The 23,410-nt window shown below is 70.2% G+C and carries 22 protein-coding genes, 1 pseudogene and 1 riboswitch; of the genes and pseudogenes, 14 read left to right on the top strand and 9 right to left on the bottom strand.

Annotated elements, in window-relative coordinates:
• Positions 1–29: 29 nt before the first annotated feature.
• Complete coding sequence (locus ACZ4EG_RS33920) at positions 30–605, bottom strand: TerD family protein (protein WP_453554719.1); 576 nt, start codon at positions 603–605, stop codon at positions 30–32.
• A 163-nt stretch (positions 606–768) separates the two neighbouring features.
• On the opposite strand from ACZ4EG_RS33920, the gene arfB reads away from it, so the two are divergent.
• Together arfB and ACZ4EG_RS33930 are read left to right on the top strand one after the other, a co-directional pair.
• Positions 769–1,206 carry an alternative ribosome rescue aminoacyl-tRNA hydrolase ArfB gene (gene arfB / locus ACZ4EG_RS33925; RefSeq protein WP_453554721.1) on the top strand — a complete coding sequence of 146 codons (438 nt, stop codon included), beginning with the start codon at positions 769–771 and terminating at the stop codon, positions 1,204–1,206.
• A 282-nt stretch (positions 1,207–1,488) separates the two neighbouring features.
• Complete coding sequence (locus ACZ4EG_RS33930; protein ID WP_467793348.1) at positions 1,489–1,953, top strand: hypothetical protein; 465 nt, start codon at positions 1,489–1,491, stop codon at positions 1,951–1,953.
• On the opposite strand, the gene ACZ4EG_RS33935 is transcribed toward ACZ4EG_RS33930, so the two are convergent.
• The gene (locus ACZ4EG_RS33935; protein WP_467793349.1) at positions 1,935–2,519 is read right to left on the bottom strand and encodes a flavin reductase family protein; all 585 of its coding nucleotides are present in this window, start codon (positions 2,517–2,519) and stop codon (positions 1,935–1,937) included. The genes ACZ4EG_RS33930 and ACZ4EG_RS33935 overlap by 19 nt on opposite strands.
• A 319-nt stretch (positions 2,520–2,838) precedes the next feature.
• On the opposite strand from ACZ4EG_RS33935, the gene cdgB reads away from it, so the two are divergent.
• Both cdgB and ACZ4EG_RS33945 read left to right on the top strand, forming a co-directional pair.
• A complete protein-coding gene (gene cdgB / locus ACZ4EG_RS33940; RefSeq protein ID WP_453554725.1) occupies positions 2,839–4,491 on the top strand; it encodes a diguanylate cyclase CdgB in 1,653 nt (550 codons plus the stop codon).
• Between the two features lie 118 nt (positions 4,492–4,609).
• Positions 4,610–5,548 carry a carbohydrate-binding protein gene (locus ACZ4EG_RS33945; RefSeq protein WP_467793350.1) on the top strand — a complete coding sequence of 313 codons (939 nt, stop codon included), beginning with the start codon at positions 4,610–4,612 and terminating at the stop codon, positions 5,546–5,548.
• 296 nt (positions 5,549–5,844) lie between these two features.
• On the opposite strand, the gene ACZ4EG_RS33950 is transcribed toward ACZ4EG_RS33945, so the two are convergent.
• The 3 genes from ACZ4EG_RS33950 to ACZ4EG_RS33960 all read right to left on the bottom strand — a co-directional run bounded on the left by ACZ4EG_RS33950 (position 5,845) and on the right by ACZ4EG_RS33960 (position 8,982).
• Complete coding sequence (locus ACZ4EG_RS33950; protein ID WP_467793351.1) at positions 5,845–6,780, bottom strand: 1-phosphofructokinase family hexose kinase; 936 nt, start codon at positions 6,778–6,780, stop codon at positions 5,845–5,847.
• A gap of 118 nt (positions 6,781–6,898) precedes the next feature.
• On the bottom strand, positions 6,899–8,041 hold the full coding sequence (nagA, locus tag ACZ4EG_RS33955) for an N-acetylglucosamine-6-phosphate deacetylase (protein ID WP_467793352.1): 1,143 nt from the start codon (positions 8,039–8,041) through the stop codon (positions 6,899–6,901).
• The gene (locus ACZ4EG_RS33960) at positions 8,041–8,982 is read right to left on the bottom strand and encodes an ROK family protein (RefSeq protein ID WP_453554735.1); all 942 of its coding nucleotides are present in this window, start codon (positions 8,980–8,982) and stop codon (positions 8,041–8,043) included. Before ACZ4EG_RS33960 ends, nagA begins: the two co-directional genes overlap by 1 nt.
• 120 nt (positions 8,983–9,102) lie before the next feature.
• Between ACZ4EG_RS33960 and ACZ4EG_RS33965 the strand changes: the two genes are divergently transcribed.
• The 3 genes from ACZ4EG_RS33965 to otsB all read left to right on the top strand — a co-directional run bounded on the left by ACZ4EG_RS33965 (position 9,103) and on the right by otsB (position 11,741).
• Positions 9,103–10,371, top strand: a complete 1,269-nt coding sequence (locus ACZ4EG_RS33965; protein ID WP_467793353.1) for an ABC transporter substrate-binding protein — start codon at positions 9,103–9,105, stop codon at positions 10,369–10,371.
• A 197-nt stretch (positions 10,372–10,568) separates the two neighbouring features.
• Entirely contained in the window at positions 10,569–10,802 is a 234-nt protein-coding gene (locus ACZ4EG_RS33970; RefSeq protein WP_363298395.1) for a DUF3263 domain-containing protein, read from the top strand.
• A gap of 72 nt (positions 10,803–10,874) precedes the next feature.
• The gene (gene otsB / locus ACZ4EG_RS33975) at positions 10,875–11,741 is read left to right on the top strand and encodes a trehalose-phosphatase (RefSeq protein ID WP_453554739.1); all 867 of its coding nucleotides are present in this window, start codon (positions 10,875–10,877) and stop codon (positions 11,739–11,741) included.
• On the opposite strand, the gene ACZ4EG_RS33980 is transcribed toward otsB, so the two are convergent.
• Entirely contained in the window at positions 11,729–13,165 is a 1,437-nt protein-coding gene (locus ACZ4EG_RS33980; protein WP_467793354.1) for an alpha,alpha-trehalose-phosphate synthase (UDP-forming), read from the bottom strand. The genes otsB and ACZ4EG_RS33980 overlap by 13 nt on opposite strands.
• Positions 13,166–13,248: 83 nt before the next feature.
• Entirely contained in the window at positions 13,249–14,193 is a 945-nt protein-coding gene (locus ACZ4EG_RS33985) for a glucosyl-3-phosphoglycerate synthase (protein WP_453554743.1), read from the bottom strand.
• Between the two features lie 129 nt (positions 14,194–14,322).
• Positions 14,323–14,464: riboswitch (SAM riboswitch) on the top strand.
• 17 nt (positions 14,465–14,481) lie between these two features.
• Between ACZ4EG_RS33985 and thrC the strand changes: the two genes are divergently transcribed.
• The 4 genes from thrC (at position 14,482) to groL (ending at position 18,791) form a co-directional block, all read left to right on the top strand.
• Positions 14,482–15,765: a threonine synthase gene (gene thrC, locus ACZ4EG_RS33990; protein WP_453554745.1), complete on the top strand. Its 1,284-nt coding sequence runs from the start codon at positions 14,482–14,484 to the stop codon at positions 15,763–15,765.
• A gap of 175 nt (positions 15,766–15,940) precedes the next feature.
• A complete protein-coding gene (locus tag ACZ4EG_RS33995; protein ID WP_363298390.1) occupies positions 15,941–16,216 on the top strand; it encodes a MoaD/ThiS family protein in 276 nt (91 codons plus the stop codon).
• 431 nt (positions 16,217–16,647) lie between these two features.
• The gene (locus tag ACZ4EG_RS34000; protein WP_019057200.1) at positions 16,648–16,854 is read left to right on the top strand and encodes a cold-shock protein; all 207 of its coding nucleotides are present in this window, start codon (positions 16,648–16,650) and stop codon (positions 16,852–16,854) included.
• Between the two features lie 314 nt (positions 16,855–17,168).
• Positions 17,169–18,791 carry a chaperonin GroEL gene (gene groL, locus ACZ4EG_RS34005; protein ID WP_390712034.1) on the top strand — a complete coding sequence of 541 codons (1,623 nt, stop codon included), beginning with the start codon at positions 17,169–17,171 and terminating at the stop codon, positions 18,789–18,791.
• Between the two features lie 80 nt (positions 18,792–18,871).
• Here the strand turns inward: groL and ACZ4EG_RS34010 are convergent.
• A pseudogene (locus tag ACZ4EG_RS34010) lies at positions 18,872–19,394 on the bottom strand (Uma2 family endonuclease).
• Between ACZ4EG_RS34010 and ACZ4EG_RS34015 the strand changes: the two are divergent.
• The 3 genes from ACZ4EG_RS34015 (at position 19,354) to ACZ4EG_RS34025 (ending at position 22,768) form a co-directional block, all read left to right on the top strand.
• The gene (locus ACZ4EG_RS34015) at positions 19,354–19,764 is read left to right on the top strand and encodes a hypothetical protein (RefSeq protein ID WP_467793429.1); all 411 of its coding nucleotides are present in this window, start codon (positions 19,354–19,356) and stop codon (positions 19,762–19,764) included. The pseudogene ACZ4EG_RS34010 and the gene ACZ4EG_RS34015 overlap by 41 nt on opposite strands.
• A 371-nt stretch (positions 19,765–20,135) precedes the next feature.
• Positions 20,136–21,263 carry an NADH:flavin oxidoreductase gene (locus ACZ4EG_RS34020; RefSeq protein ID WP_467793355.1) on the top strand — a complete coding sequence of 376 codons (1,128 nt, stop codon included), beginning with the start codon at positions 20,136–20,138 and terminating at the stop codon, positions 21,261–21,263.
• A 59-nt stretch (positions 21,264–21,322) separates the two neighbouring features.
• Positions 21,323–22,768 (top strand): MFS transporter, encoded by a 1,446-nt coding sequence (locus ACZ4EG_RS34025; protein WP_467793356.1) that lies wholly within the window; start codon positions 21,323–21,325, stop codon positions 22,766–22,768.
• A 21-nt stretch (positions 22,769–22,789) separates the two neighbouring features.
• On the opposite strand, the gene ACZ4EG_RS34030 is transcribed toward ACZ4EG_RS34025, so the two are convergent.
• Positions 22,790–23,359, bottom strand: coding sequence for a hypothetical protein (locus ACZ4EG_RS34030; RefSeq protein WP_453554751.1), 570 nt, complete (start codon positions 23,357–23,359; stop codon positions 22,790–22,792).
• Positions 23,360–23,410 lie beyond the last annotated feature (51 nt).

Below are 23,410 nucleotides of genomic sequence, written 5' to 3' on the forward strand. Positions count from 1 at the left end.
TGGGGGCTCCGGCAGGGCAGGGGACCGGCTCAGACGCTGACGCCGAAGTCCTGGGCGATGCCCACCAGGCCCGAGGCGTAGCCCTGGCCGACCGCGCGGAACTTCCACTCGGCGCCGTTGCGGTAGAGCTCGCCGAAGACCATGGCCGTCTCGGTGGCGGCGTCCTCGGACAGGTCGTAGCGGGCGATCTCGGCGCCGCCGGCCTGGTTGACGATGCGGATGTAGGCGTTGCGGACCTGGCCGAAGTTCTGGCCGCGGTTCTCGGCGTCGTAGATGGAGACCGGGAAGACGATCTTGTCGATGTCGGCCGGGAGGCCGGCGAGGTTGACGTTGATCGCCTCGTCGTCGCCGGCGCCCTCGCCCGTGCGGTTGTCGCCCGTGTGGACGATCGTGTTGTCCGGGGTCTGCTTGTTGTTGAAAAAGACGAAGTGGGCGTCCGAGTAGACCTTGCCCTGCGTGTTGACCGCGATGGCGGAGGCGTCCAGGTCGAAGTCCGTGCCGGTGGTGGTGCGGACGTCCCAGCCGAGGCCCACGGTGACGGCGGTCAGGCCCGGAGCCTCCTTGGTGAGCGAGACGTTGCCACCCTTGGACAGGCTTACAGCCATTGTTGGGAGTCCCTTCCCTAGTTTCTGTGTGCACGAAGCTACCGTCACCCCGGAGAACGCCGGGAGGGGTCCCCATGGTTCCGGTTGCCTTTACCTTTTTTACCAAGCTGGAGAGATTCAGGCCGCGAAATACGGATGACGTGGACCGGACAGAGCAGGGAACATGGGACGCATGTCCGGTCCTCACGTCATCCGCGGCTCCGTCCTCCTGCCCGAGGCGGAGCTCATGTGGCGTTTCTCGCGGTCGTCCGGGCCCGGCGGACAGCACGTCAACACCAGTGACTCCCAGGTGGAGCTGCGCTTCGACCTGGCGAACACCGAGGCCCTGCCCGAGGTGTGGAAGCGGCGGGCGCTGGAGCGGCTGGCCGGGCGGCTCGTCGACGGTGTCGTCACGGTCCGCTCCTCCGAGCACCGCTCCCAGTGGCGCAACCGCGAGACGGCTGCGGTACGCCTTGCAGCCCTGCTCGCGGAAGCCACCGCACCCCCACCCAAGCCCCGCAAGCCGACCCGCATCCCACGCGGCATCAACGAACGCCGACTGAGAGAGAAGAAACAGCGCTCGGACACCAAGCGGGGGAGATCGGGCCGCGACTGGGGGTGAGCGCTGCGGCATGGCGCGCGCCTGCACGGCACGCACCGGCTTGGCAAGCACCTGCAGGGCGCCTGTCTGTGCGACGCCGTTCGGATGGCGTCTGTCTGCGGGGCGTCTGCCCGCGCGGCGCCGTTGCCTTTACGGCGCCCGCCGCATGGCACGAGTTTCGTATGGCGCCCGCTTGTACGGCGTCTGTTCGCACGGGGCCTGCCGCACGGCGCCTGTCCGTCCGCGCGGCGCCTGCCTGTGCGACGCCGCTCCGAGTGTCGCCTTTCCGTGGTGCCTGACCGCGTGGCGCTGCTCGACGTCCTCGCCCCGGACGTGGTGGCCCGCACCGATGCCGGGGTGACCACGGGCGCGGCGGCGGTCGCGGCCGGCGCGACGCGCTTCGCGCGGCCGGCCCGCCTTGCCTGCCCCGCCCTCGTCGACGGCGCGACGGGCCTCGTGGCCCTGGCCGACGGCCGCCGGAAACGTGCCCTGACCTTCACCTTCGTACGCGACCGCATTGCCGTCATCGACATCGTGACCGACCCGGGCCGGGTGTCCGCCCTCGACATCGACCTCGCCCAGCGGAGAGCCGGATTCGAATGCCGAGGGCGGCTTACGAATTCCGGGGCGCGACTTCTTCGAGACGGGCTGTCATCCGGGCACGTTCGGCAGGTCGTTCAGGAAGGTTCCACCGAATTTCCGCGGCCCCTTCCGCCCCCTGACTTCCGCCCGTGTCTTCCGTCCCCCGATTACCCCAACTGCCGGTAGCGGCCCCGGAAATAGAGCAGCGGCCCCCCGTCCGCGCTCCGCACCCCGGCGGTCAGCACGCGGCCGATCACCAGCGTGTGGTCCCCCGCCGTCACCCGCTGCTCGGTCCGGCACTCCAGGGTCGCCAGGGCGCCGCCCATCAAGGGGGCGCCGGAGACCTCGCCGCGGACGTATGCGAGGTCCTTGAACAGGAGCCGGTCGCTGATGCGGCCCTTCATGGCGAAGCGGCCCGCGATGTGCCGCTGGCTCTCGGAGAGGACGGAGACCGCCCACATGGGCTGTTCGTCGAGCAGGTCGTCCATGCGGGAGCCGTTGCGCAGGCTGACCAGGACCAGCGGCGGGTCCAGGGAGACCGACAGGAAGGCGGTGGCGGTCATGCCGACGTCCTCGCCGCCCGGCGCCAGGGGGTCGTCCGGGTCCAGCGGCGGCTCCTGCGCCGTCACCAGGACCACGCCCGCGGCCAGCAGGGACATGGCGGCCCGGAACTCGTCGTTGCTCACCCCCTCAGCATGCCCGGGGGCGGCCGTGGCGGTGGGGGAAGGCAGGGCGGAGGGAGTGTTCAGCACGCCGGAAACGCTAATCTCCGGTCCGTGCGCGTCGCATCGGGCCCCGGTCCGAAGTGGGTCCTAGGACCAGGGTCGTGCATCATGTCCCCACACCCGCAAAGCATGCGTTCAGTAAGCCCACAGGGAAAACGCAGAAACTCCACTCAATTGCTCACGTTCTCCTGTGACTTGAGTCACAAGGGCCATTAATTGTTGACCCTGTGTACCGAGTGGGCAGCGCGCTGTGATTCAGTGGCGGAGCAAGATGCAAGGGCACCACTGATAAGAAGCGCCAAAGACAACCCTTGATTCGCTGCGAGGTCTCGGGGGGAGGGCGAGCATGGAGACCGAGTCGGAGCCGTATGTCCGTCTTGCGTCCCTGCGACAGCTGCACCAGGTCATGGCCGACATGAACACGGCACGCAGCCTGGCGGACACACTGCAGACCGTCGCCGACGGCGCGGTCACCGCCCTCGGGTACGAAATGGCATGCGTCAACCTCGTGCGCCCCGACGGCGACCTCGTCGTCGCCGCCTTCTCCGGCAACCCCGCGGCCGAGGCCCTCATCACCGGCCGTGTCGGCTCGCGCGAGTCCTGGGACCGCCGGCTGACCATGGGCGAGGCCTGGGGCGACCTGCGGTTCATACCGCACACCGAGGGCTGGGTGCTCGACGAGGACGACGTACCGCAGTGGTACACCGACGGCCCCGCGCCCCGCTTCGAGGACGAGTGGCACCCCTCCGACCGGCTCTTCGCGCCCATGTACACGCCCGGCGTGCAGGGCGGCTCCTCCGGCGAGCTGCTCGGCGTGATCTCCGTGGACCGCCCGCGCAACGGCCGCCACCCCGGCGCCTGGGGCCGCGAGGCGCTCCAGATGTACGCGTTCCAGGCGGCCATCGCGATCAGCAACGCCCGCCTGCGGTCCAATATGCAGCGCGCCCTGGTCCGCCTGGAGCGGGAGCAGCAGGCGCTGCGCGCCAGCGAGGAAAGCTTCCGGCAGGCGTTCGAGTACGCCCCCTCCGGCATGGCCATAGCCGAGATGGGCGGTGACCAGCACGGACGGATACTGCGCACCAACGACGCGCTGTGCCGGCTGCTCGGCCGCCCCGCCTCCGCGATGCGCCGCTACTCCTTCTCCGACCTCGTCCACCCCGAGGACATAGGCACGCTTCTGCGCACCTCCGCCGAGGGCGGCCGCGCGGAGCTGCGCCTCGGCCGCCGCGACGGCAGCTATGTGTGGGTGTCCCTGCGCAACAGCGTCGTCGCCGACGCGGCCGACGGCCCCCGCTTTCTGCTCACCCACGTCGAGGACATCGAGGAGCGCAAGCGCCGCGAGCTCCAGCTCGCCCACCGCGCCTCCCACGACTCGCTCACCGGCCTGCCGAACTCGGCCGAGCTGCGCTCGCGGCTGTCGTCCCGGCTCTGCCAGCGGGCCGCCCACGCCGGCGAGATCGAGTCCCTGGACGCCGCCTACGGCCATCCCGCCTTCGACGTCAACGGCCACGGCTTCGACTTCGCGGCGGTGGCGCAGTCGTACGACGGCTTCGACCACCATGTGCACACGATCGCGCCCGAGGGGGAGCGGGACGACGGCACCAAGGGTCTCGCGGTCCTCTTCTGCGATCTCGACGGCTTCAAGTCGATCAACGACCGGTTCGGGCACAACGCGGGTGACGCGGTCCTCATCGAGGTCGCCCGGCGGCTCACCCGGGGGGTGCGGGACGGGGACACGGTGGCCCGCCTCGGCGGGGACGAGTTCGTGATCCTGGCCGACGGGCTGGGCAAGGCCGACGCGCAGGACCTGGCCGTACGCCTGCGCAACGAGATCATCCAGCCGATACGGGCCGAGGGCCGGGCCGTGCGGGTGGGGGCCAGTTTCGGCATCGGGTGGGCACACTGCGGCATGACCGCGGACGAAGTGTTGAAATCCGCTGACGAACGGATGTACGTCGAGAAACGATCTCGTCCCAAACAGCACCGACGCGCCGGATGATGCGCAGGTCAGTGGGCTGAAGCGGTGTGAGTCACCCGTTTGGGCCAGCGAGAACGGGTAGGCTCGCCATTCAATACCTGTACCGCATCCGCCCGCACCTGTTGAGGAGTACCAAGGGATGACGCCCGGCGACAACGGCGCGAGCACGCCCGAGGACGAGGACCCGTTCGGCTACCTCTATGCCGACGGCCAGGCCAGAGGGGCCCAGCCGCCGTCCGGTGGCTACGGCTACCCGAACTCGGTCAGCAGGGTGCGCCCGGTCGGCGAGCGCACGTACGGCGGCCAGCAGGCGCAGCACGGCCAGACCATCCCGCAGCAGCAGGGCACCTACGGCCAGCCGAACGCGCACTACCAGGCTCCGGAGACCCTCCCGGGCGGCGCCCCGACCACCCAGCAGCCTCTCCCGGGTGGCGGTGGCCGCGGCCGCGGCAGCGGCCCGAACACCAAGGGCCTGCTGATCGGCGCCGTCGCGGTGGTCGCCGCGGTCGTGATCGGCATCAGCATCGCCATGATCAACGGCAACGACGACGGCAAGAAGGGCAACGAGGCAAAGCCCACCCAGTCCCAGTCACAGAACGCCGCCTCACGCAAGCCGTCCAGCACCAGCTCGGTCTCCGGCTCCGGCGAGCTCCCGAAGATCGACGCGAAGGCGCTGCGCCTGGACGGCGGAGCCACCACCGCCTCGGACGTCAAGGGAGCCCAGGCGGACGGCGGCGTCTACGTCACGAACTTCAACAATGCCGGCGCCTCGGTCACCTGGACGGTCAACGGCATCCCGGCCGCCGGCAAGTACTCCGTGTACCTCGGGTACACCGTCCCCGGCAAGGATGGCACCGCCACACTGACGGTCAACGGCACGCCGTCCGACACACCCGTCAAGTTCCAGAACTGGGCTCACGCGCCCGACGGCAATTACGAGAAGGGCTGGACGAAGACCTACAACTGGGTCCAGCTCACCAAGGGCACGAACACCATCAAGGTCTCGTGCGAGCAGGGCAACCAGTGCGACGCCTACCTCGACCAGCTGTGGCTGGTGAAGGGCTGGGTCGGGTCCTGACGAGCTAAATACAGGCCCCGTCGTCCCATGCGGAGACGACGGGGTTCCCTTCCCGGTGCCAGGCTCTGGCTTTCAGGCCCAGTCGGTACAAGAATTGCTGCCGCGCCGGAAATTGCCAGTCCCGCCGTCTTGTTCACTTTCGCTCCCCGGCGTGCTGTCTGGTGGTGCCTCGGCAATTTTGCTGCTTCATTTCCTGGAGAAGGGGCGGCCCCAGAGACTGGCTGAAACCTTTCTTCTGTGCGCCGTCCACTACCTGGAGCATCCTTGCCCGTTCATCGCATCGGGGCACAGCTGGCTCAGAGCCAGGCCGCGCTGACTTCCCCCGTCACCGCGACCCGCCCCAACAGCTCCTCGTACGCCCCCGGGTCGAACTCCCCAGCCACAGGCGTCAATACGGTCGCTGCGGACAGAGCGACCGCGCGGGACAGGCGGGTCGGCCAGGGGAGGCGTTCCACCAGCCCCGACAGCAGGCCGGCGGTTGCCGAGTCGCCGGCGCCCGTCGGGTTGCCGTGGAAGCGGGCGGGTGGGGTCGCGCGCCAGCGGCCCTCCGGGGTGTGGGCCAGGAGGCCCTCCGGGCCCAGGGATGCCACCACCGCGTGGGCGCCCCGGCGGCGGGCGTCCTGGGTCGCGCGCAACGGCTCGTGGGAGCCGGTGAGTTCGGCCAGTTCCTCGGCGTTGGGCTTGACGATGTCCGGGCGGGCCGCCACCCCGCGTCGCAGTGGTTCTCCGCCGGTGTCCAGGAGGACGGGGACGCCGGCGTTCCGTGCCGTCCGCACCAGCCCCGCGTACGCGCCCACCGGCACCCCCGGCGGCAGGCTGCCGCACAGGGCCACCGCCGACGCCGCGCCCAGCAGGTCCTCGTACGCGTCCAGGAAGGCGGACCACTCGACCGGGGTGATCTGCGGGCCCGGCTCGTTCAACTGGGTGGTGTCGCCGGTGAGTTCGTCGACGACCGCGACGGTGCGCCGGGTCGCCCCGCCGACCGGGACCAGCGCATCCACCACACCGGGTATGCCCGCCAGTCCCTCCCGCACGGCCCGTCCGGTGCCACCGCCCGCGAACCCCGTGACCGTCGCCTCGTGTCCGAGCGCCGCGAGCACCCGGGCCACGTTCAGGCCCTTGCCGCCCGGCCGTTCGGTGACCGCCGAGACGCGGTGCGAGGCGTGCGGCCGCAGGGACCGTACGCGATAGGTGATGTCGAGAGCGGTGTTCAGTGTGACCGTGAGGATCACCCGGGCCGACCTCCCTCGAAGTGTGTGCGCCTGCCGTCCGTTCCGCGCCCCGATCATGCCAAAGAGACGGCGACCGGCCCAGCCCATGGTCGGCCACCGTCTCTCTGCCCGGGACGGATCAGGGCAGTTGGGGAGGGACCACCCACTCGCCCCGGCGCAGCACGCCCTTGAGTTCGAAGCCGGCGTCCAGCAGCACCAGGTCGGCGTCCTTGCCGGGCTCCAGCGAGCCGATGGTGTCGTACCTGCCCAGCAGCCGGGCCGGGTTGACGGACAGGGCCGTGACCACGTCCTCCACGGGGAGCCGGTCGACGGTCACCGCCCGCTTGAATGCGCGGTCCAGGGTGAGCGTGGAGCCGGCGATCGAACCGCCCTCCACGAGCCGGGCGACACCCTCGCTGACCTCGACCTCCAGCGGGCCGAGCATGTAGCGGCCGTCGCCGATCCCGGCCGCGTCCATCGCGTCGGTGATGAACGCGACCCGTCCGGCGCCCGCGTGACGGAACGCCAGCTCCAGGGCGGCCCGGTGCAGATGGGTGCCGTCGTTGATGAGCTCGACCGTGACCCGCTCGTCCTCCAGGAGGGCGGCGACCGGGCCGGGGGAGCGGTGCCCGAGGGCGGGCATGGCGTTGAAGAGGTGGGTGGCGACGGTGGCGCCCGCGTCGATCGCCTCGACCGTCTGCTCGTACGTCGCGTCCGTGTGGCCGACCGCCGCGATGACCCCGTGCTCCGCCAGCAGCCGTACGGAGTCGAGGCCGCCCGGCAGTTCGGTGGCGAGGGTGACCATCGTGGCCCGGCCGCGCGCCGCGTCGATCAGCTTGCGGACGTCCGCCGGGTCCGGGTCGCGCAGCAGCTCCTCGGAGTGGGCGCCCTTGCGGCACGGCGAGATGAACGGGCCCTCGAAGTGGATGCCCGCGAGATCGCCCTGCTCGGCCAGCTCGCTCAGCAGCCCGGCCTGCTTGACCAGGAAGTCCATGTCGTCGGTGACGGTGGAGGCGACGAGGGTCGTGGTGCCGTGCAGACGGTGGGTGCGGATCGCCGTCAGGACGTCGTCGACCGTGCCGGAGAACGACGCGCCACCGCCGCCGTGGTTGTGGATGTCGACGAAGCCGGGGACCAGCCAGTGGCCGGACACGTCGAGCGTCTCGGCGTCCGGACCGGCGGCTGCCGTGATCTTCGTACCCTCGACGACCACGCGCCCGTCGTCCACGGTCCCGGTGGGCAGAACCACCCGGGCACCGGCGAGAACCATGCTGGGGGCCATCAGGCGGTTACCTCCGAAGGGTCAGTGGTTTCAAGGAGATCCCGGGCGAGGAGCCCCGCGCCCAGGCATCCGGCGGTGTCCCCGAGGGCGGCGGGGACGATCGACGGCAGCTTCTGGAAAGTGACGCGCCGCTGGACGGCCTCCCGCAGCGGTGTGAACAAGGTTTCCCCCGCCTCGGCCAGACCGCCACCGATGATCAGCGTGCGCGGGTCCAGCAGGGTGAGCGCGGTGACCAGACCGTCGGCGAGTGCGTCCAGGGCCTCCTGCCAGATCCGGACGGCGTTCGGGTCCCCGGACGCGACGGCCTTCGCGCAGTCCGCGGCGTCCGCGTCCGGGTCCCCGCAGACGGCCGCCCAGGCCTCGCTCACGGCGGCCGCGGACGCGTACCGCTCCAGACAGCCGCGCTGCCCGCACGGACAGCGGGCACCCCCGGGCCGTACGACGATGTGCCCGATCTCGCCCGCGAAGCCGTGCGCGCCCGCCTCCACCCGGCCGTCGAGGCCGATGGCGCCCGCGATCCCGGTGCCGAGGGGCACGAACAGGAACCGGTCGGCGCCCTTGCCCGCCCCGATCCGGCCCTCGGCGAGCCCGCCGGTGCGCACGTCGTGGCCGAGGGCGACCGGGACGCCGAGTCGTTCGGCGAGCAGGTCGCGCAGCGGTACGTCGCGCCAGCCCAGGTTGGCCGAGTAGGCGGCGATGCCGTGCTGCTCGTCGACGATGCCGGGCACGGCGACGCCGACCGCGGCCGCGGGCTCGCCGAGGTGCCGTGCGCCGTACGCGCGCAGATCCGTGGCGAAGTCGAGGATGCCCTCGACCACCGCGTCGGGTCCGCGCTCGCGTCCGGTCGCCCGGCGGTCCTGGTGGAGCAGGTCGCCGCCGTCCCCGACCAGGGCGGCCTTCATCCCGGTGCCGCCCACGTCGAGGGCGATGACATGTCTCACGGGAACAGTGTGGACCTCCGACCCACAAGAGGTCTAGTCCACTCGCGTGGTGTAGACCTTGGTGTAGACCTCATGGTCCACATGGTGAAACGACAACACGACAGAGTTGGGGCAGGTGTAGTGCGGCGGCGTAGGGCAGGAATGATCGCGGTGGTGTCCGCAATGGGCATGACGGCGGTTCTCGGTGGCTGTGGGAGCACGGGTTCTTCGGACGTGACCCTCAGACTGGTCGCCGCCGACTACGGCGACTCCGCCGCCAACAGCTCCAAGAAGTACTGGGACAAGCTGGTCAAGGAGTACGAGGCCCAGCACCCCGGGGTGAAGGTCGAGGTCAGCGTCTACTCCTGGAACGACGTCGACCGCAAGGTCAAGGAGATGGCCGACGCCGGGAAGGCGCCCGACATGGCCCAGATCGGCGCGTACGCCGACTACGCGGCCGCGGGCAAGCTGTACCAGGTCTCCGACCTGCTCTCCATACCCGTCCAGGCGTCCTTCCTCTCCCAGCTCTCCGAGGCCGGGCAGTGGAGCCACGTGCAGTACGGCATCCCGTTCGCCGCCTCCACCCGCGTGCTCTTCTACAACAAGACCCTCTTCGCCAAGGCCGGCATCTCCGCGCCCACCGACTGGAGTGAGCTCGCGGCCGACGCGAAGGCGCTGAAGGCCGAGGGGGTGAAGTACCCGTACGCGCTGCCCCTCGGGCCCGAGGAGGCGCAGGCCGAGACCATGCAGTGGCTGCTGAGCGGCGGCTCCGGCATCACCGACGACGTCGGCACCTACAGCCTCGACTCCGCCGAGAACGTGGAGACCTTCACCTGGCTCAAGGACCAGCTCGTCGGCAAGGGGCTGACCGGGCCGGTCGCACCGGGCAAGCTCAACCGGGCCGATGCCTTCGCGGCGTTCGCGGACGGTCAGGTCGGCATGCTCAACGGGCATCCCACGCTGATGAAGCAGGCCGCAAGCAAGGGCGTGAAGTTCGGCATGGTGCCGATGCCCGGGCGGACCGGGCAGTCCAGGTCCTCGATGGGCGTGGCCGACTGGATGATGGCCTTCAAGCAGAACGGCCACGCCGAGCAGGTCGGCGACTTCCTCGACTTCGTCTACAGCGAGAAGAACGTCCTCGGCTTCTCCCGCGAGTACGGCCTGCTGCCGGTCACCAGCGCCGCCTCGGACGCCATGTCCCAGTCCACCAAGGACGCGAACCTCCACCCCTTCCTCAACCAGCTCCCCACGTCCGCCCTCTACCCGGTCGGCAAGACCTCCTGGGCAGGAGTGAGCGCCGACATCAAAAAGACGATCGGCCAGGCCGTCACCCCCACAGGCAGCCCGGTGACAATCCTGAACCGCCTCCAGACGACAGCGACGACGGCGGACAGCCGCGACGCGGGTTGAGGAATTGACAGGACTCCTGGGCGATGGCCGGCGCCGACATCAGGAAGAGCGTCGGCCGAACCGTCAGCCCGACGGGCAGCCCCGTCACCGTCCTGAAGCCTGCAGGCGACAGCCAACGACCGCCGACAGCCGCGACGCGGGTTGAGGCACTGCCGGTGAGCCGGTCGTTGTCAGTGGGGCGGGCTACCGTTCCTCGTATGGAGCTGGACGAGCTGGGGGCGCGGGAGCGGGGGATTCTTGCGTTGGAGCGGCGGGGGTTTGCGGGGCCCGGGGCCAAGGAGCGGGCGATACGTGAGGAGCTGGGGCTCGCGCCCGTGCGCTACTACCAGCTGCTGAACGCCCTGCTGGACGACGAGCGGGCGCTGGCGCACGACCCGGTGACGGTGAACCGGCTGCGGCGCGTGCGGGAGGCGCGGCGCTCCGAGCGGTGAACACCGCGGCGCTTCCGTGTGCGCCCCCCTGAGCCATGGGTGCGCCCGCCCTCCCCTGGATAGGGTCGCCGTATGGGCATCCATACGACGGACTCCACCAACCCGATGGACCCGCTGCCGACCCCCGTGACCCAGGCCGGGCGAGAAGGGCTGGAAGCGCTGCTCGCGCGGCCGCGCACCGCGCTGATCGGGCTCGACTTCGACGGCACACTCGCCCCGATCGTCGCCGACCCCGAACAGGCCCGGGCCCACCCCGACGCCGTACCCGCACTCTCCGAAATCGCCCCCAAGGTGGCCTCCGTCGCCGTGATCACCGGCCGCCCGGCCGGGGTCGCCGTGCGGCACGGCGGCTTCGCGGGCGTACCCGGCCTGGAGCACCTCGTCGTCCTCGGCCACTACGGCGCCGAGCGCTGGGAGGCCGTGACCGGAACCGTCAGCGCACCGCCCCCGCACCCCGGCGTCGCCGCCGTCCGCGCCGAACTGCCTGGTTTCCTGGACCGGATCGGTGCCTGGCGGGGGACCTGGATCGAGGAGAAGGGGCGGGCCGTCGCCGTCCACACCCGCCGCGCCGACGATCCGCAGGCCGCCTTCGAGGCCCTCCGCGAACCCCTCGCCGATCTCGCCACCCGGCACGGCCTGATCGTCGAGCCGGGCCGGCTGGTCCTCGAACTGCGCCCGCCCGGCATGGACAAGGGCGTCGCCCTCCTGGAGTACGTCCGCGACATCGGCGCCGAGTCCGTGGTGTACGCCGGCGACGACCTCGGCGACCTCCCCGCCTACGCCGCGGTCGACAAGCTCCGCTCCGACGGCGTCCCCGGCCTGCTGGTGTGCAGCGGCAGCTCGGAGGTGACGGAGCTGGCCGAACGGGCGGACCTGGTGGTGGACGGCCCGCACGGGGTCGTACGACTGCTGCGCGCGCTCGCCGCTCAGCTGGACTGACCGGCGTCCAGCGCGTGCAGCTGGTCCAGGAACCACTGAGCAGGGGTCAACGCGGTAGCCGCGGCAGCGAGCCGCTTCGTGCGCTCCGCCCGCTCCTCGGGGGGCATGGTCAGCGCCTGGTGCAGGGCGCCGGCCGTGCCCACGATGTCGTACGGGTTCACGACGATCGCGTCCTCGCCCAGCTCCTCGTACGCCCCGGCCTCCCGCGAGAGCACCAGCACGCACCCCTCGTCGGAGACGACCGGAATCTCCTTGGCGACCAGGTTCATACCGTCCCGGATGGGGTTCACCAGCGCCACGTCCGCCAGCCGGTACGCGGCCAGGGAGCGTGCGAAATCGTCCTTGACGTGCAGCACGACCGGAGTCCAACCCGGTGTGCCGTACCGGGAGTTGATGTCCTGCGCCAGGCGCTGGACCTCAGCCGTGTAGTCCCGGTACACGGCCAGGTCCTGCCGGGAGGGGTAGGCGAAGGCCACGTGCACGACCCGCTCGCGCCACTCGGGGTGGTCGTCCAGCAGCTGCCGGTACGCCAGCAGCCCACGCACGATGTTCTTCGACAGCTCGGTCCGGTCCACCCGGACGATCGCCATGCGGCCCTCACCGATCTCCGCCCGCAGCGCCGTCATCCGTTCGGCCACGTCCGGCTCGTGCGCCCGCTTGCGCAGGAAGTCCGCGTCCGCGCCGAGCCCGTGCACACCGATGCGCGTGCCGGACGGGATTCCGGGGCCGAGCACCGCATGGCAGCAGTCGGTGAACGCGTCTGCCCAGCGCCGGGTGAGGAAGGCCGCGCGGTCGGCGCCGAGGATGCCGCCGAGCAGCTCGGCCGCGATGTCGTCGGGCAGAAGCCGGAAGTAGTCCGGCGGGGCCCACGGGGTGTGCGAGAAATGGCCGATCCGCAGATCGGGGCGGAGCTGCCGGAGCATCCGGGGGGCCAGGGCGAGGTGGTAGTCCTGGATCAGCACCGCGGCGCCCTCGGCGGCCTCCTCCGCCAGCGCCTCGGCGAAGGCCCGGTTGTAGGCCTCGTACGACGCCCACTGGCGCCGGAACTCCGCGTCGAACACCGGCTCCAGCGGGGTCTGGTAGAGCATGTGGTGGACGAACCAGAGCACGGAGTTGGCGACGCCGTTGTACGCGTCGGAGAACACCGTCGCGTCGATGTCCAGCATGCGCACCTGCTGGCCGCCGGTCGCGTCCACGGACAGCCGCCGGCCGCCGTGCGAGCGGCGCACCGCCTCCCGGTCGGCGTCGCTCAGTGCGGCGCACACCCACACCGCGTCCGTGTGCGGCCCGATGGCCGACAGCCCCGAGACCAGCCCGCCGCCACCCCGCTTGGCGTGCAGCGCACCCCCCTCGCGCACCTCGTACGAAACCGGGCCGCGATTGGACGCGACCAGCACTTCAGCAGCACCGTGCGTGGAAGCCATACGCCTCAACCTAGCCCGGCCCGGAAACGCTCAAACGTACGTTCCACCCTGAGAGGGGGCCGTATACAGCCGTTCTCCAGCGATCAGGCCACTCTGCGCGAGGCGTACTCCGCGATCTCCGCCATCGGCGGCCGCTCCTCCGTGTCCACCGAGTAGGTGCGCGGCTCGAAGCCGTCCTCGCCCCGCTCGAACTGGGTGAGGGAGGGCCGGACGAGGTGACCGCGGGCCAGCCTCAGCTGCGCCGTCCGGTAGATCGCCGCCGCCATCCGGCCCAGCGCCTGCCCGTCCTGGTGCCGGTGCTTGCGCACACCCACGTCGACCTGCGCGAGGGCGTCCAGGCCCACCAGGTGCAGGGCGTCGACCAGCATGCCCAGCTCCACGCCGTAGCCGACGGGGAACGGGAGCTGTTCCAGCAGGGAGCGGCGGGCCGCGTACTCGCCGCCGAGCGGCTGCACAAAGCCGGCCAGCTGCGGCCAGTGCATGTTCAGCAGCGGGCGCGCCATCAGCTCGGTGACCCGGCCGCCCTGGCCCGTCGCCCCGCCCAGCGGTCGGTCGTACATCGCCTTGACCAGGTCGACTCCCGGGTCGGTCAGCAGCGGGCCGACGATCCCGGAGACGAAGTCGGAGGAGAACTCCCTCAGGTCGGCGTCGATGAAGCAGACGATGTCCCCGCTCGTGACCAGCAGGGAGCGCCACAGGACCTCCCCCTTGCCGGGAACGGCCGGAATGCGCGGCAGGATGTCGTCGCGGTGGACGACCCTGGCGCCCGCGGCGGCGGCCACCGCGGAGGTGCGGTCGGTGGATCCGGAGTCGACGACGACGATCTCGTCGACGAGCGGGACCTGCTGCATGAGATCGTGGCGGATCACGGCGACGATGTCACCGACCGTCTCCTCCTCGTTGAGCGCGGGCAGCACCACGGACACCGACTGACCCGTCCGCTGCTTGGCGGCGAGGATCTTGTGGAGGGGGCGATCGGTCACGGACCAGGAGCGGGTGGCCAGCCAGCGCTCGACTTCTTCCAGCACAGTCAGCGGCTCCTCACGTTGTCTCGCGGTTCGGACGACTATCTCAACTGTCCTGGCCTTCGGTTACAGTCTTGAACAACGCCGATGACCATCGCATGTCGAGGGTCGTGGGCGTTTACAACCACATACAGCTCATCCAGAGGGGCAGAGGGACACGGCCCGATGAAGCCCCGGCAACCCTCCAGTCGGTTCTCGTTCTCCAGCGAGGCTCCCGGCTAGGGAAGGTGCCAAATCCGTCTCACGGCGAGATGCGTCGTGAGGAAGATGAGGAGAAAGGGCCTCGCCTCCATGGCTGTGCAGACAGTTGCAAGCACCAGCAATCCCACCGTAGACCTCGGCCCGGCCGCTGCCCTGAGCTGTCGCGAGTGCGGTCACCGGGTACCGCTCGGACCGGTGTTCGCCTGCGAGGAGTGTTTCGGCCCGCTCGAGATCGCGTACGACTTCTCGGCGTACGAAACCGAGGAACTCCGCAGGCGCATCGAGGCGGGCCCCGCGAACATCTGGCGTTACGCGCCGCTGCTGCCCGTCCCCGCGGACGTGGCCGACAAGCCGAACCTGAACCCGGGCTGGACCAAGCTCGTCAAGGCCGACAACCTGGCGCGCGAGCTCGGTGTGACCGGCGGGCTCTACGTGAAGGACGACTCGGGCAACCCGACGCACTCCTTCAAGGACCGCGTCGTCGCCCAGGCCCTGGAGGCCGCCCGCGCCTTCGGCTTCACCACCCTGTCCTGCTCCTCCACGGGCAACCTCGCCGGGGCCGTCGGCGCCGCGGCCGCCCGCGCCGGCCTCCGCTCCTGCGTGTTCATCCCGCACGACCTGGAGCAGGGCAAGGTCGTCATGGCCGCGATCTACGGCGGCAACCTCGTCGGTATCGAGGGCAACTACGACGACGTGAACCGCTTCTGCTCCGAGCTGATCGGCGACCCGGCCGGCGAGGGCTGGGGCTTCGTCAACGTCAACCTGCGGCCGTACTACGCGGAGGGCTCCAAGACCCTGGCGTACGAGATCTGCGAGCAGCTCGGCTGGCGGCTGCCCGACCAGATCGTGGTCCCCATCGCGTCCGGCTCCCAGCTCACCAAGGTCGACAAGGGTCTGCAGGAGCTGATCAAGCTCGGGCTGGTCGAGGACCGGCCCTACAAGATCTTCGGCGCCCAGGCCGAGGGCTGCTCGCCGGTTTCCGTGGCCTTCAAGGGCGGGCACGACGTGGTCCGCCCGCAGAAGCCGAACACCATCGCCAAGTCCCTGGCCATCGGCAACCCGGCCGACGGGCCGTACGTCCTCGACATCGCGCGCCGCACCGGTGGAGCGGTGGAGGATGTGACCGACGAGCAGGTCGTGGACGCCATCAAGCTGCTGGCGCGTACCGAAGGCATCTTCGCCGAGACGGCGGGCGGTGTGACGGTGGGCGTGACGCAGAAGCTCATCAAGGACGGTGTCCTCGACCCGGCCAAGACCACCGTCGTCCTCAACACGGGCGACGGCCTGAAGACGTTGGACGCGGTGGCCGGTACGGGGCTCACCGCGACCATTCGTCCCAACCTTGAGTCGTTCCGAGAGGCTGGCCTCACTTGATCTCCTCCTCGGAGTCCCGAGGAGTCCAGCGGTCGCCCGCTGGGCTTCCTGCTTCACGGCCGACTGCCCCCGGGACGAACCCGAGCCGAGGTCTTACGTCAGCTCCACAGGCCGAAACCGCCGGCCCGGCGGCCGATACGCAACGTGGTCCTATCGTCACCGGAGGTCAAATCGTATGAGCGTGACCGTTCGCATCCCCACCATCCTGCGCACCTACACCGGCGGTCAGGCCGAGGTGACGGCCGAGGGCGCGACCCTCGCCGAGGTCATCGAGAGCCTGGAGAAGAACCACACGGGGATCGCCGCCCGTGTCCTGGACGACCAGGGCAAGCTGCGCCGCTTCGTCAATGTGTACGTCAACGACGACGACGTCCGCTTCGAGCAGGGCCTTCAGACGGCGACCCCCGACGGCTCGGGTGTCTCCATCATTCCGGCCGTCGCCGGCGGCTGATCATTACCGTGGGTAACGGCGGTTACCGAGTGTTCATCTGATTGCCTCCTCCGTGAGAGAAGCGGAGGGGGCAATTCAGTGTGATTGAGCGCGGTACAGTTGGGGAACTCGCTCCCGATCTCCGGGTCGGAATCCCTGGATTCATGCCGTAGGCCCGACAAGAAGTAGCCAAAGTGCGCGGGCTTTCTGCGGCTTTTATACCTTTTGCAGGGCCCGACTTGCCCTGAATTCAGGCGAATTCTCGCCACATTCCGGACCGGTCGCGTCCAGAATTCTCGTCCGATTGACCTGTTGCAGACGGCAGTTGGACAGATACATTCAGCCGCGGTCGACGCGTTCCGGCGCACGCCCCCAAGCCAATGGGGGGTGAGGTCTGACCCGGATCCGCGAGGTGTGGATCTGTGCAAGGGCCAGTAATAGGGGAGTTAGGCATGGCTCAGGGCACCGTCAAGTGGTTCAACGCGGAGAAGGGGTACGGCTTCATCGCGGTCGACGGTGGTGCGGATGTTTTCGTCCACTACAGCGCGATCCAGATGGACGGCTACCGCACCCTGGAAGAGGGACAGCGGGTCGACTTCGAGATCTCGCAGGGCCAGAAGGGCCCGCAGGCGGACATGGTCCGGCTGGCGACCAGCTGAAGCACGCGTCGACTGACACCGACGTTCTGTTCATCTTCGAAGGGCCCGTACCTCCCGGGGTACGGGCCCTTCGGTCTGCCCAGGCGCCATGACGCCGCTGCCCACCTGCGGATCTCCCCGAGCCGCTTGCACTCGACAGAGGCGAGTGCTAATCATTGGCGTTAGCACTCTGAAGGTGAGAGTGACAAAAGAAGGACCGGGTCGGTGAGGCCGCGGAGCGGGTGGGGCAAGGAACCACCGGCCCGTGGGCCGTCCGTCGCGGGCGCGGGCGCGGTCCGAAGGAATCACCCCCAGTCCTGGAGGGACCACTTCACATGGCCAAGATCATCGCGTTCGACGAGGAGGCGCGGCGCGGCCTCGAGCGCGGCATGAACCAGCTCGCGGACGCCGTGAAGGTGACGCTCGGCCCCAAGGGCCGCAACGTCGTCCTCGAGAAGAAGTGGGGCGCTCCCACGATCACCAACGATGGTGTCTCCATCGCCAAGGAGATCGAGCTCGAGGACCCGTTCGAGAAGATCGGCGCCGAGCTGGTCAAGGAAGTCGCCAAGAAGACGGACGACGTCGCCGGTGACGGTACGACCACCGCGACCGTGCTCGCCCAGGCCCTGGTCAAGGAGGGTCTGCGCAACGTAGCCGCCGGCGCCAACCCGATGGCCCTCAAGCGCGGTATCGAGAAGGCCGTCGAGGCCGTCTCCGCCGCCCTGCTGGAGCAGGCCAAGGACGTCGAGACCAAGGAGCAGATCGCCTCCACGGCCTCCATCTCCGCCGCCGACACCCAGATCGGCGAGCTCATCGCCGAGGCCATGGACAAGGTCGGCAAGGAAGGCGTCATCACCGTCGAGGAGTCCCAGACCTTCGGTCTGGAGCTGGAGCTCACCGAGGGTATGCGCTTCGACAAGGGCTACATCTCGGCGTACTTCGCCACCGACATGGAGCGGATGGAGGCGTCGCTCGACGACCCGTACATCCTCATCGCCAACTCCAAGATCGGCTCCGTCAAGGACCTGCTCCCGCTCCTGGAGAAGGTCATGCAGTCGGGCAAGCCGCTGCTGATCATCGCCGAGGACGTCGAGGGCGAGGCCCTGTCGACCCTGGTCGTCAACAAGATCCGTGGCACCTTCAAGTCCGTCGCCGTCAAGGCCCCGGGCTTCGGTGACCGCCGCAAGGCCATGCTCGGCGACATCGCCATCCTCACGGGCGGCGAGGTCATCTCCGAGGAGGTCGGCCTCAAGCTGGAGAACGCGACCCTGGACCTCCTGGGCCGCGCCCGCAAGGTCGTCATCACCAAGGACGAGACCACCATCGTCGACGGTGCCGGCTCCTCCGACCAGGTCAACGGCCGGGTCAACCAGATCCGCGCCGAGATCGAGAACAGCGACTCCGACTACGACCGCGAGAAGCTGCAGGAGCGCCTGGCGAAGCTCGCCGGCGGTGTCGCGGTCATCAAGGCCGGTGCCGCCACCGAGGTGGAGCTCAAGGAGCGCAAGCACCGCATCGAGGACGCCGTCCGCAACGCCAAGGCGGCCGTCGAGGAGGGCATTGTCGCCGGTGGTGGCGTGGCCCTGCTCCAGGCCTCCCAGGTGTTCGAGAAGCTGGAGCTGCAGGGTGACGAGGCGACCGGCGCCCAGGCCGTGAAGCTCGCGCTCGAGGCTCCGCTGAAGCAGATCGCCGTCAACGCCGGCCTCGAGGGCGGTGTCGTGGTGGAGAAGGTGCGCAACCTGACCCCGGGCCACGGCCTGAACGCCGCGACCGGCGAGTACGTCGACCTGGTCAAGGAAGGCATCATCGACCCGGCGAAGGTGACCCGTTCCGCGCTGCAGAACGCCGCCTCCATCGCCGCGCTGTTCCTCACCACCGAGGCCGTCATCGCCGACAAGCCGGAGAAGGCCGCCGCGGCCGCTCCGGGCGGCATGCCGGGCGGTGACATGGACTTCTGATCGACCGGTTCCGGTTGATCGAGCGTCCTGCTCGATCCGAGGGCGGCGCTCCCCGTGCGGGGGCGTCGCCCTCGGGCGTTTCAGTCGGCGTAGTCCTTGAGCTCCGACGTGTCGAGGGTGAAGCCGACGGGGTGGGGGATCTCCACCTGGGAACCCCAAGAGTGCGAGGAGACCTGCTGGTAGCGGCCGTCCTTCGGCTCGCTGTAGACGACGACGGTGTCGTTGTCCCGGTCGATGAGCAGGTAGACGGGAATGTCGGCCGCCGCGTAGCCGATCGGCTTGTCGATGCGGTCGCGCTGGTCGGTGTCACGGTCGTGGGAGGTGATCTCTACGGCCACGAGGATGCCGTCGCTCTTGGACCACTCCCCGTGCCCCGTGAAGTGGCCCTTGCGCGCCAGGGCTCCGTCCGTGCGGGCGCGGCCCTTGCGGTAGGCCTCTGCCCTGACACCGGACTCGGGATACAGACGTAGGTCAGGGCTGCTGCATGCACTGCTCCTGCAACCGGATGAAGATCTCCCGGTGGTTGCCGTCCGGCACTGCCTTGACCTCGACTTTTCCATTGATGTACTCGAGCCGCACGGTTTCGGGAGCCACCGCGGCCAACTCCTCGAATTCCTCGACGTTGGTGGTGGAGTGGTTCGCGCGGGGAGCCTCCGACGAAGCCGTACTGCGTGCCCTGACCGGCGGCCTGCCCACGCCGGTGCACCACCCGGCGGCCCTGGTCCGCAGCCGCCTCACCGCCAAGCTCCCTCCGGAACCCGTCCCGCGCCCGCCCCTCCGCGTCCTGGAGTGCGCCAAGTGCGGCACGCCCGGCCGCCCGGAGGCCCTGCCGGGCGGTATGTGCGGCGCATGCCGGGGCGAACACGCCGCCGCCCGCCCCAGTGCGCCCCTGTCCGCCCATGCGGTCCACACCCGCGCGGCCCAGATCCGTGCCGCGATGGTCCAGCAACAACGAGAAGGGACACCCGTATGACGGCTAGAGCGGGCCGTGCCGAACACACAGCCCAAGCGGGGCGAGCGCCGCACAGTCGGCCTCGGAGAGCGACAGGGCGGGGGCTGTACGGCCGAGGGCGGCGAGGAGGATGTGGGCTCGGGAGCGGGTGGGGCGGGCGCCCAAACGGGAGTGGGACTGTCCGCCGGAGTCGGCCGAGCCGGCGCAGCCGGACGAGGTGCTGCGGGAGCGGGTGCGGCGACTGAACCGGGAGAGTGTGAGGGGCGTCACATAGAGGCTTTCCCGGGGGCGGAATGTGGGGCAGTGCATAGGCGATTACTTAAGGGGTTGCAACAATGCATGCTCACATACCGGCCGGTTAACCCGACCCCCACTCACGAGGAGCCCCCCACGTGACCGTCACCACGCCCCCCGCCTCCCGCGCGGCCCAGATCCTGTCCCGCCCGATCGCGCTCAACGGCCTCACCGTTCCCAACCGGATCGCGATGGCGCCGATGACCCGGATGTTCTCCCCGGGCGGCATCCCGGGTGAGGACGTGCGCTCGTACTACGCGCGCCGGGCCGCCGCCGGGGTCGGCCTGATCGTCACGGAGGGCACGTACGTGGGCCACGAGTCGGCGGGCCAGAGCGACCGCGTCCCCCGGTTCCACGGGGAGGAGCAGCTCGCGGGCTGGGCGAAGGTCGCCGAGGACGTGCACGCGGCGGGCGGCACCATAGTCCCGCAGCTGTGGCACATCGGTATGGTCCGCAAGGACGGCGAGGCTCCCTTCCCGGACGCCCCCGCGATGGGCCCCTCCGGCCTCGTCACCGCGGGCGCCGAGCCCACCGGCAAGGCCATGACCCAGCAGGACCTGGACGACGTCGCCGCCGCGTTCGCCGAGGCCGCGGCCGCCGCCGAGCGCATCGGCTTCGACGGCGTCGAACTCCATGGCGCCCACGGCTACCTCGTGGACCAGTTCCTGTGGGCCGGCACCAACCGCCGCACCGACGCCTACGGCGGCGACCCGGTGGCCCGTACCAAGTTCGCGGCGGAGATCGTCGCCGCGGTCCGCGGGGCCGTTTCCCCCGAGTTCCCCATCCTCTTCCGCTACTCGCAGTGGAAGCAGCAGGACTACGGTGCCCGCCTCGCCGAGACCCCCGAGGAACTGGAGGCGATCCTCACTCCGCTTGCCGCCGCCGGCGTCGACGTCTTCCACGCCTCCACCCGCCGCTACTGGCTCCCCGAGTTCGACGGCTCCGACCTGAACCTCGCGGGCTGGACGAAGAAGCTCACCGGCAAGCAGGTCATCAGCGTCGGCTCGGTCGGCCTCGACGGTGACTTCATCAACGCCTTCCAGGGCGAGGGCTCCCCGGTCAAGGGCATCGACAACCTGCTCGACCGCCTGGAGGCCGACGAGTTCGACATGGTCGCAGTCGGCCGCGCGCTGCTCCAGGACCCGGAGTGGGCGGCGAAGGTGCTCGCGGACCGCTTCGACGAGCTGAAGCCGTACGACGCGGCCTCGCTGAAGACGCTCAGCTGAGCCCAGGTCCGGGGGCCAGGGAAATGCCCTGGCTCCCGGACCCTTGCCGGACGGATCGCATGGGCTCGGCTCGGGAAGATTTAACGAACGCCGTGGTGGCGGTGCTGGCCCTCGCCGGAATCGTCGTCTCACTGATGCAGACCCTGGTGATCCCGATCGTCCCGGAGCTGCCGGGCCATCTGCACGCCTCCGCGTCGAACGCGGCCTGGGCCGTGACGGCGACCCTCCTCGCCGCGGCCGTGGCCACCCCCGTCGTCGGCCGCCTCGGCGACATGCTCGGCAAGCGGCGCCTGCTGCTGGTCAGCCTGGTCCTGCTGGTGTTCGGCTCCGTGGTCTGCGCGCTCAGCGACTCACTGACCCCCATGATCGTCGGCCGTACGCTCCAGGGCCTGGCCGCGGCCGTGGTCCCGCTCGGCATCAGCATCATGCGCGACGAACTCCCGCCTCAGCGGCTCGCGGGCGCGACCGCCCTGATGAGCGCCTCCCTCGGTGTCGGCGGCGCCCTCGGACTGCCCGCCGCGGCCTTCATCGCCGACCACTTCGACTGGCACGTCCTGTTCTGGACCTCCGCCTCCCTCGGCGTCGTGGCCCTCGCCCTCGTCCTGACGCTGATTCCGGAGTCCCGGGTGCGCACGGGCGGCCGCTTCGACATCGTCGGCGCGCTCGGTCTCTCCGTGGCGCTCGTCTCCCTGCTCCTCGCCATCTCCAAGGGCGCCGACTGGGGCTGGACCGACCCGCTGACCCTGACCCTGTTCGCCGCCGCGCTCGTCGTACTGTCGGTCTGGGGCCGATGGGAGCTGCGTACGGCCCAGCCGCTGGTCGACCTGCGCACCACGGCCCGCCGGCAGGTGCTGTTCACCAACCTCGCCTCGATCGCCTTCGGCTTCTCGATGTTCGCGATGTCGCTGGTCCTCCCGCAGCTGCTCCAGCTGCCCACGCAGACCGGCTACGGCCTCGGCCGCTCCATGCTCACCGTCGGACTCGTCATGGCCCCCCAGGGCCTGGTGATGATGGCGATGGCCCCGGTGTCGGCGGCGATCACCAGGACCAAGGGACCGAAGATCACCCTGATGATCGGCGCGGTGATCGTGGCGGCCGGCTACGCCCTCAACATCGTGCTCATGTCCGAGGTGTGGCACCTGGTCCTGGTGTCCTCCATCATCGGCGCGGGCGTCGGCTTCGCCTACGGCGCGATGCCGGCCCTGATCATGGGCGCGGTCCCGGCGTCGGAGACGGCCGCCGCGAACTCCCTCAACACCCTGATGCGCTCGATCGGCACCTCGGTGGCCAGCGCGGCCGCGGGCGTGATCCTCGCCCAGATGACGATCGACCTGGGCGGCCACGCCCTCCCGTCCGAGAACGCCTTCAAGGTCGTCATGGCCATCGGCGCGGGCGCCGCGGCGCTGGCCTTCCTCCTCGCGTCCTTCCTCCCGGGCCGGCGGTCCGCCGCGGCGCAGACGGCGGCTGTGGGGGAGGCGGTGGAGACCGCCGGGGCGAAGGCGTAACAGGGCACGAGCACTCGTGCCCTAGAGGTTGCCCATGGGCTCGATGTCGACCTGCACCGGCGTGCCCCAGATCCGCAGCACCTCGTAGTCCGTGAACTCGTGCACGAGCCGGTACGCCATGGCGGGCCGGGAGCCACGCCGCTGGGCGTCGAGATACTGCTCGGCCTCGCGCCGGTCCCGTCGCGGCGTACCGCACAACTGCCACTCCCGTCCGTTCCACAGCTCCGGCAGCCAGCGCTGCTGGGGCTGGGGGCGGTCGGAGCGGACGCCGTAGCGGGAGGGGGCCGGGGAGGCGGGGTCGGACTGCGGGCGGCTGCCGTGCAACTCGGAGCGGCGCGCGGCACGCCGCCGTGTCTCGCACAGCAGACACAGATCCGGCGCGCTCTCGTCGACGGGCCCGTTCGGATGCTCGGGACAACGTGTGGTGACCGCGCCCGTGGTCACGCTCTCGTCCAACAGGTCCAGGGCCCTGCGCAGATCGGCCTTCACCTCGTGCAGCCGCGCGTCCGGGGTGTCGGCGGTGAGCGCTTCCCCGTGCTCGCCGACCAGCCGCAGGGCCCGGCCCAGGGCGGTCAGTTGGGCGTGGTTCATGAGCACTCCCGTCTTCCGGTGGCGCGGCGGCACGCCTTCGAGTACGCCCTC

The sequence above is a fragment of the Streptomyces sp. NPDC025638 genome, assembly GCF_055558775.1.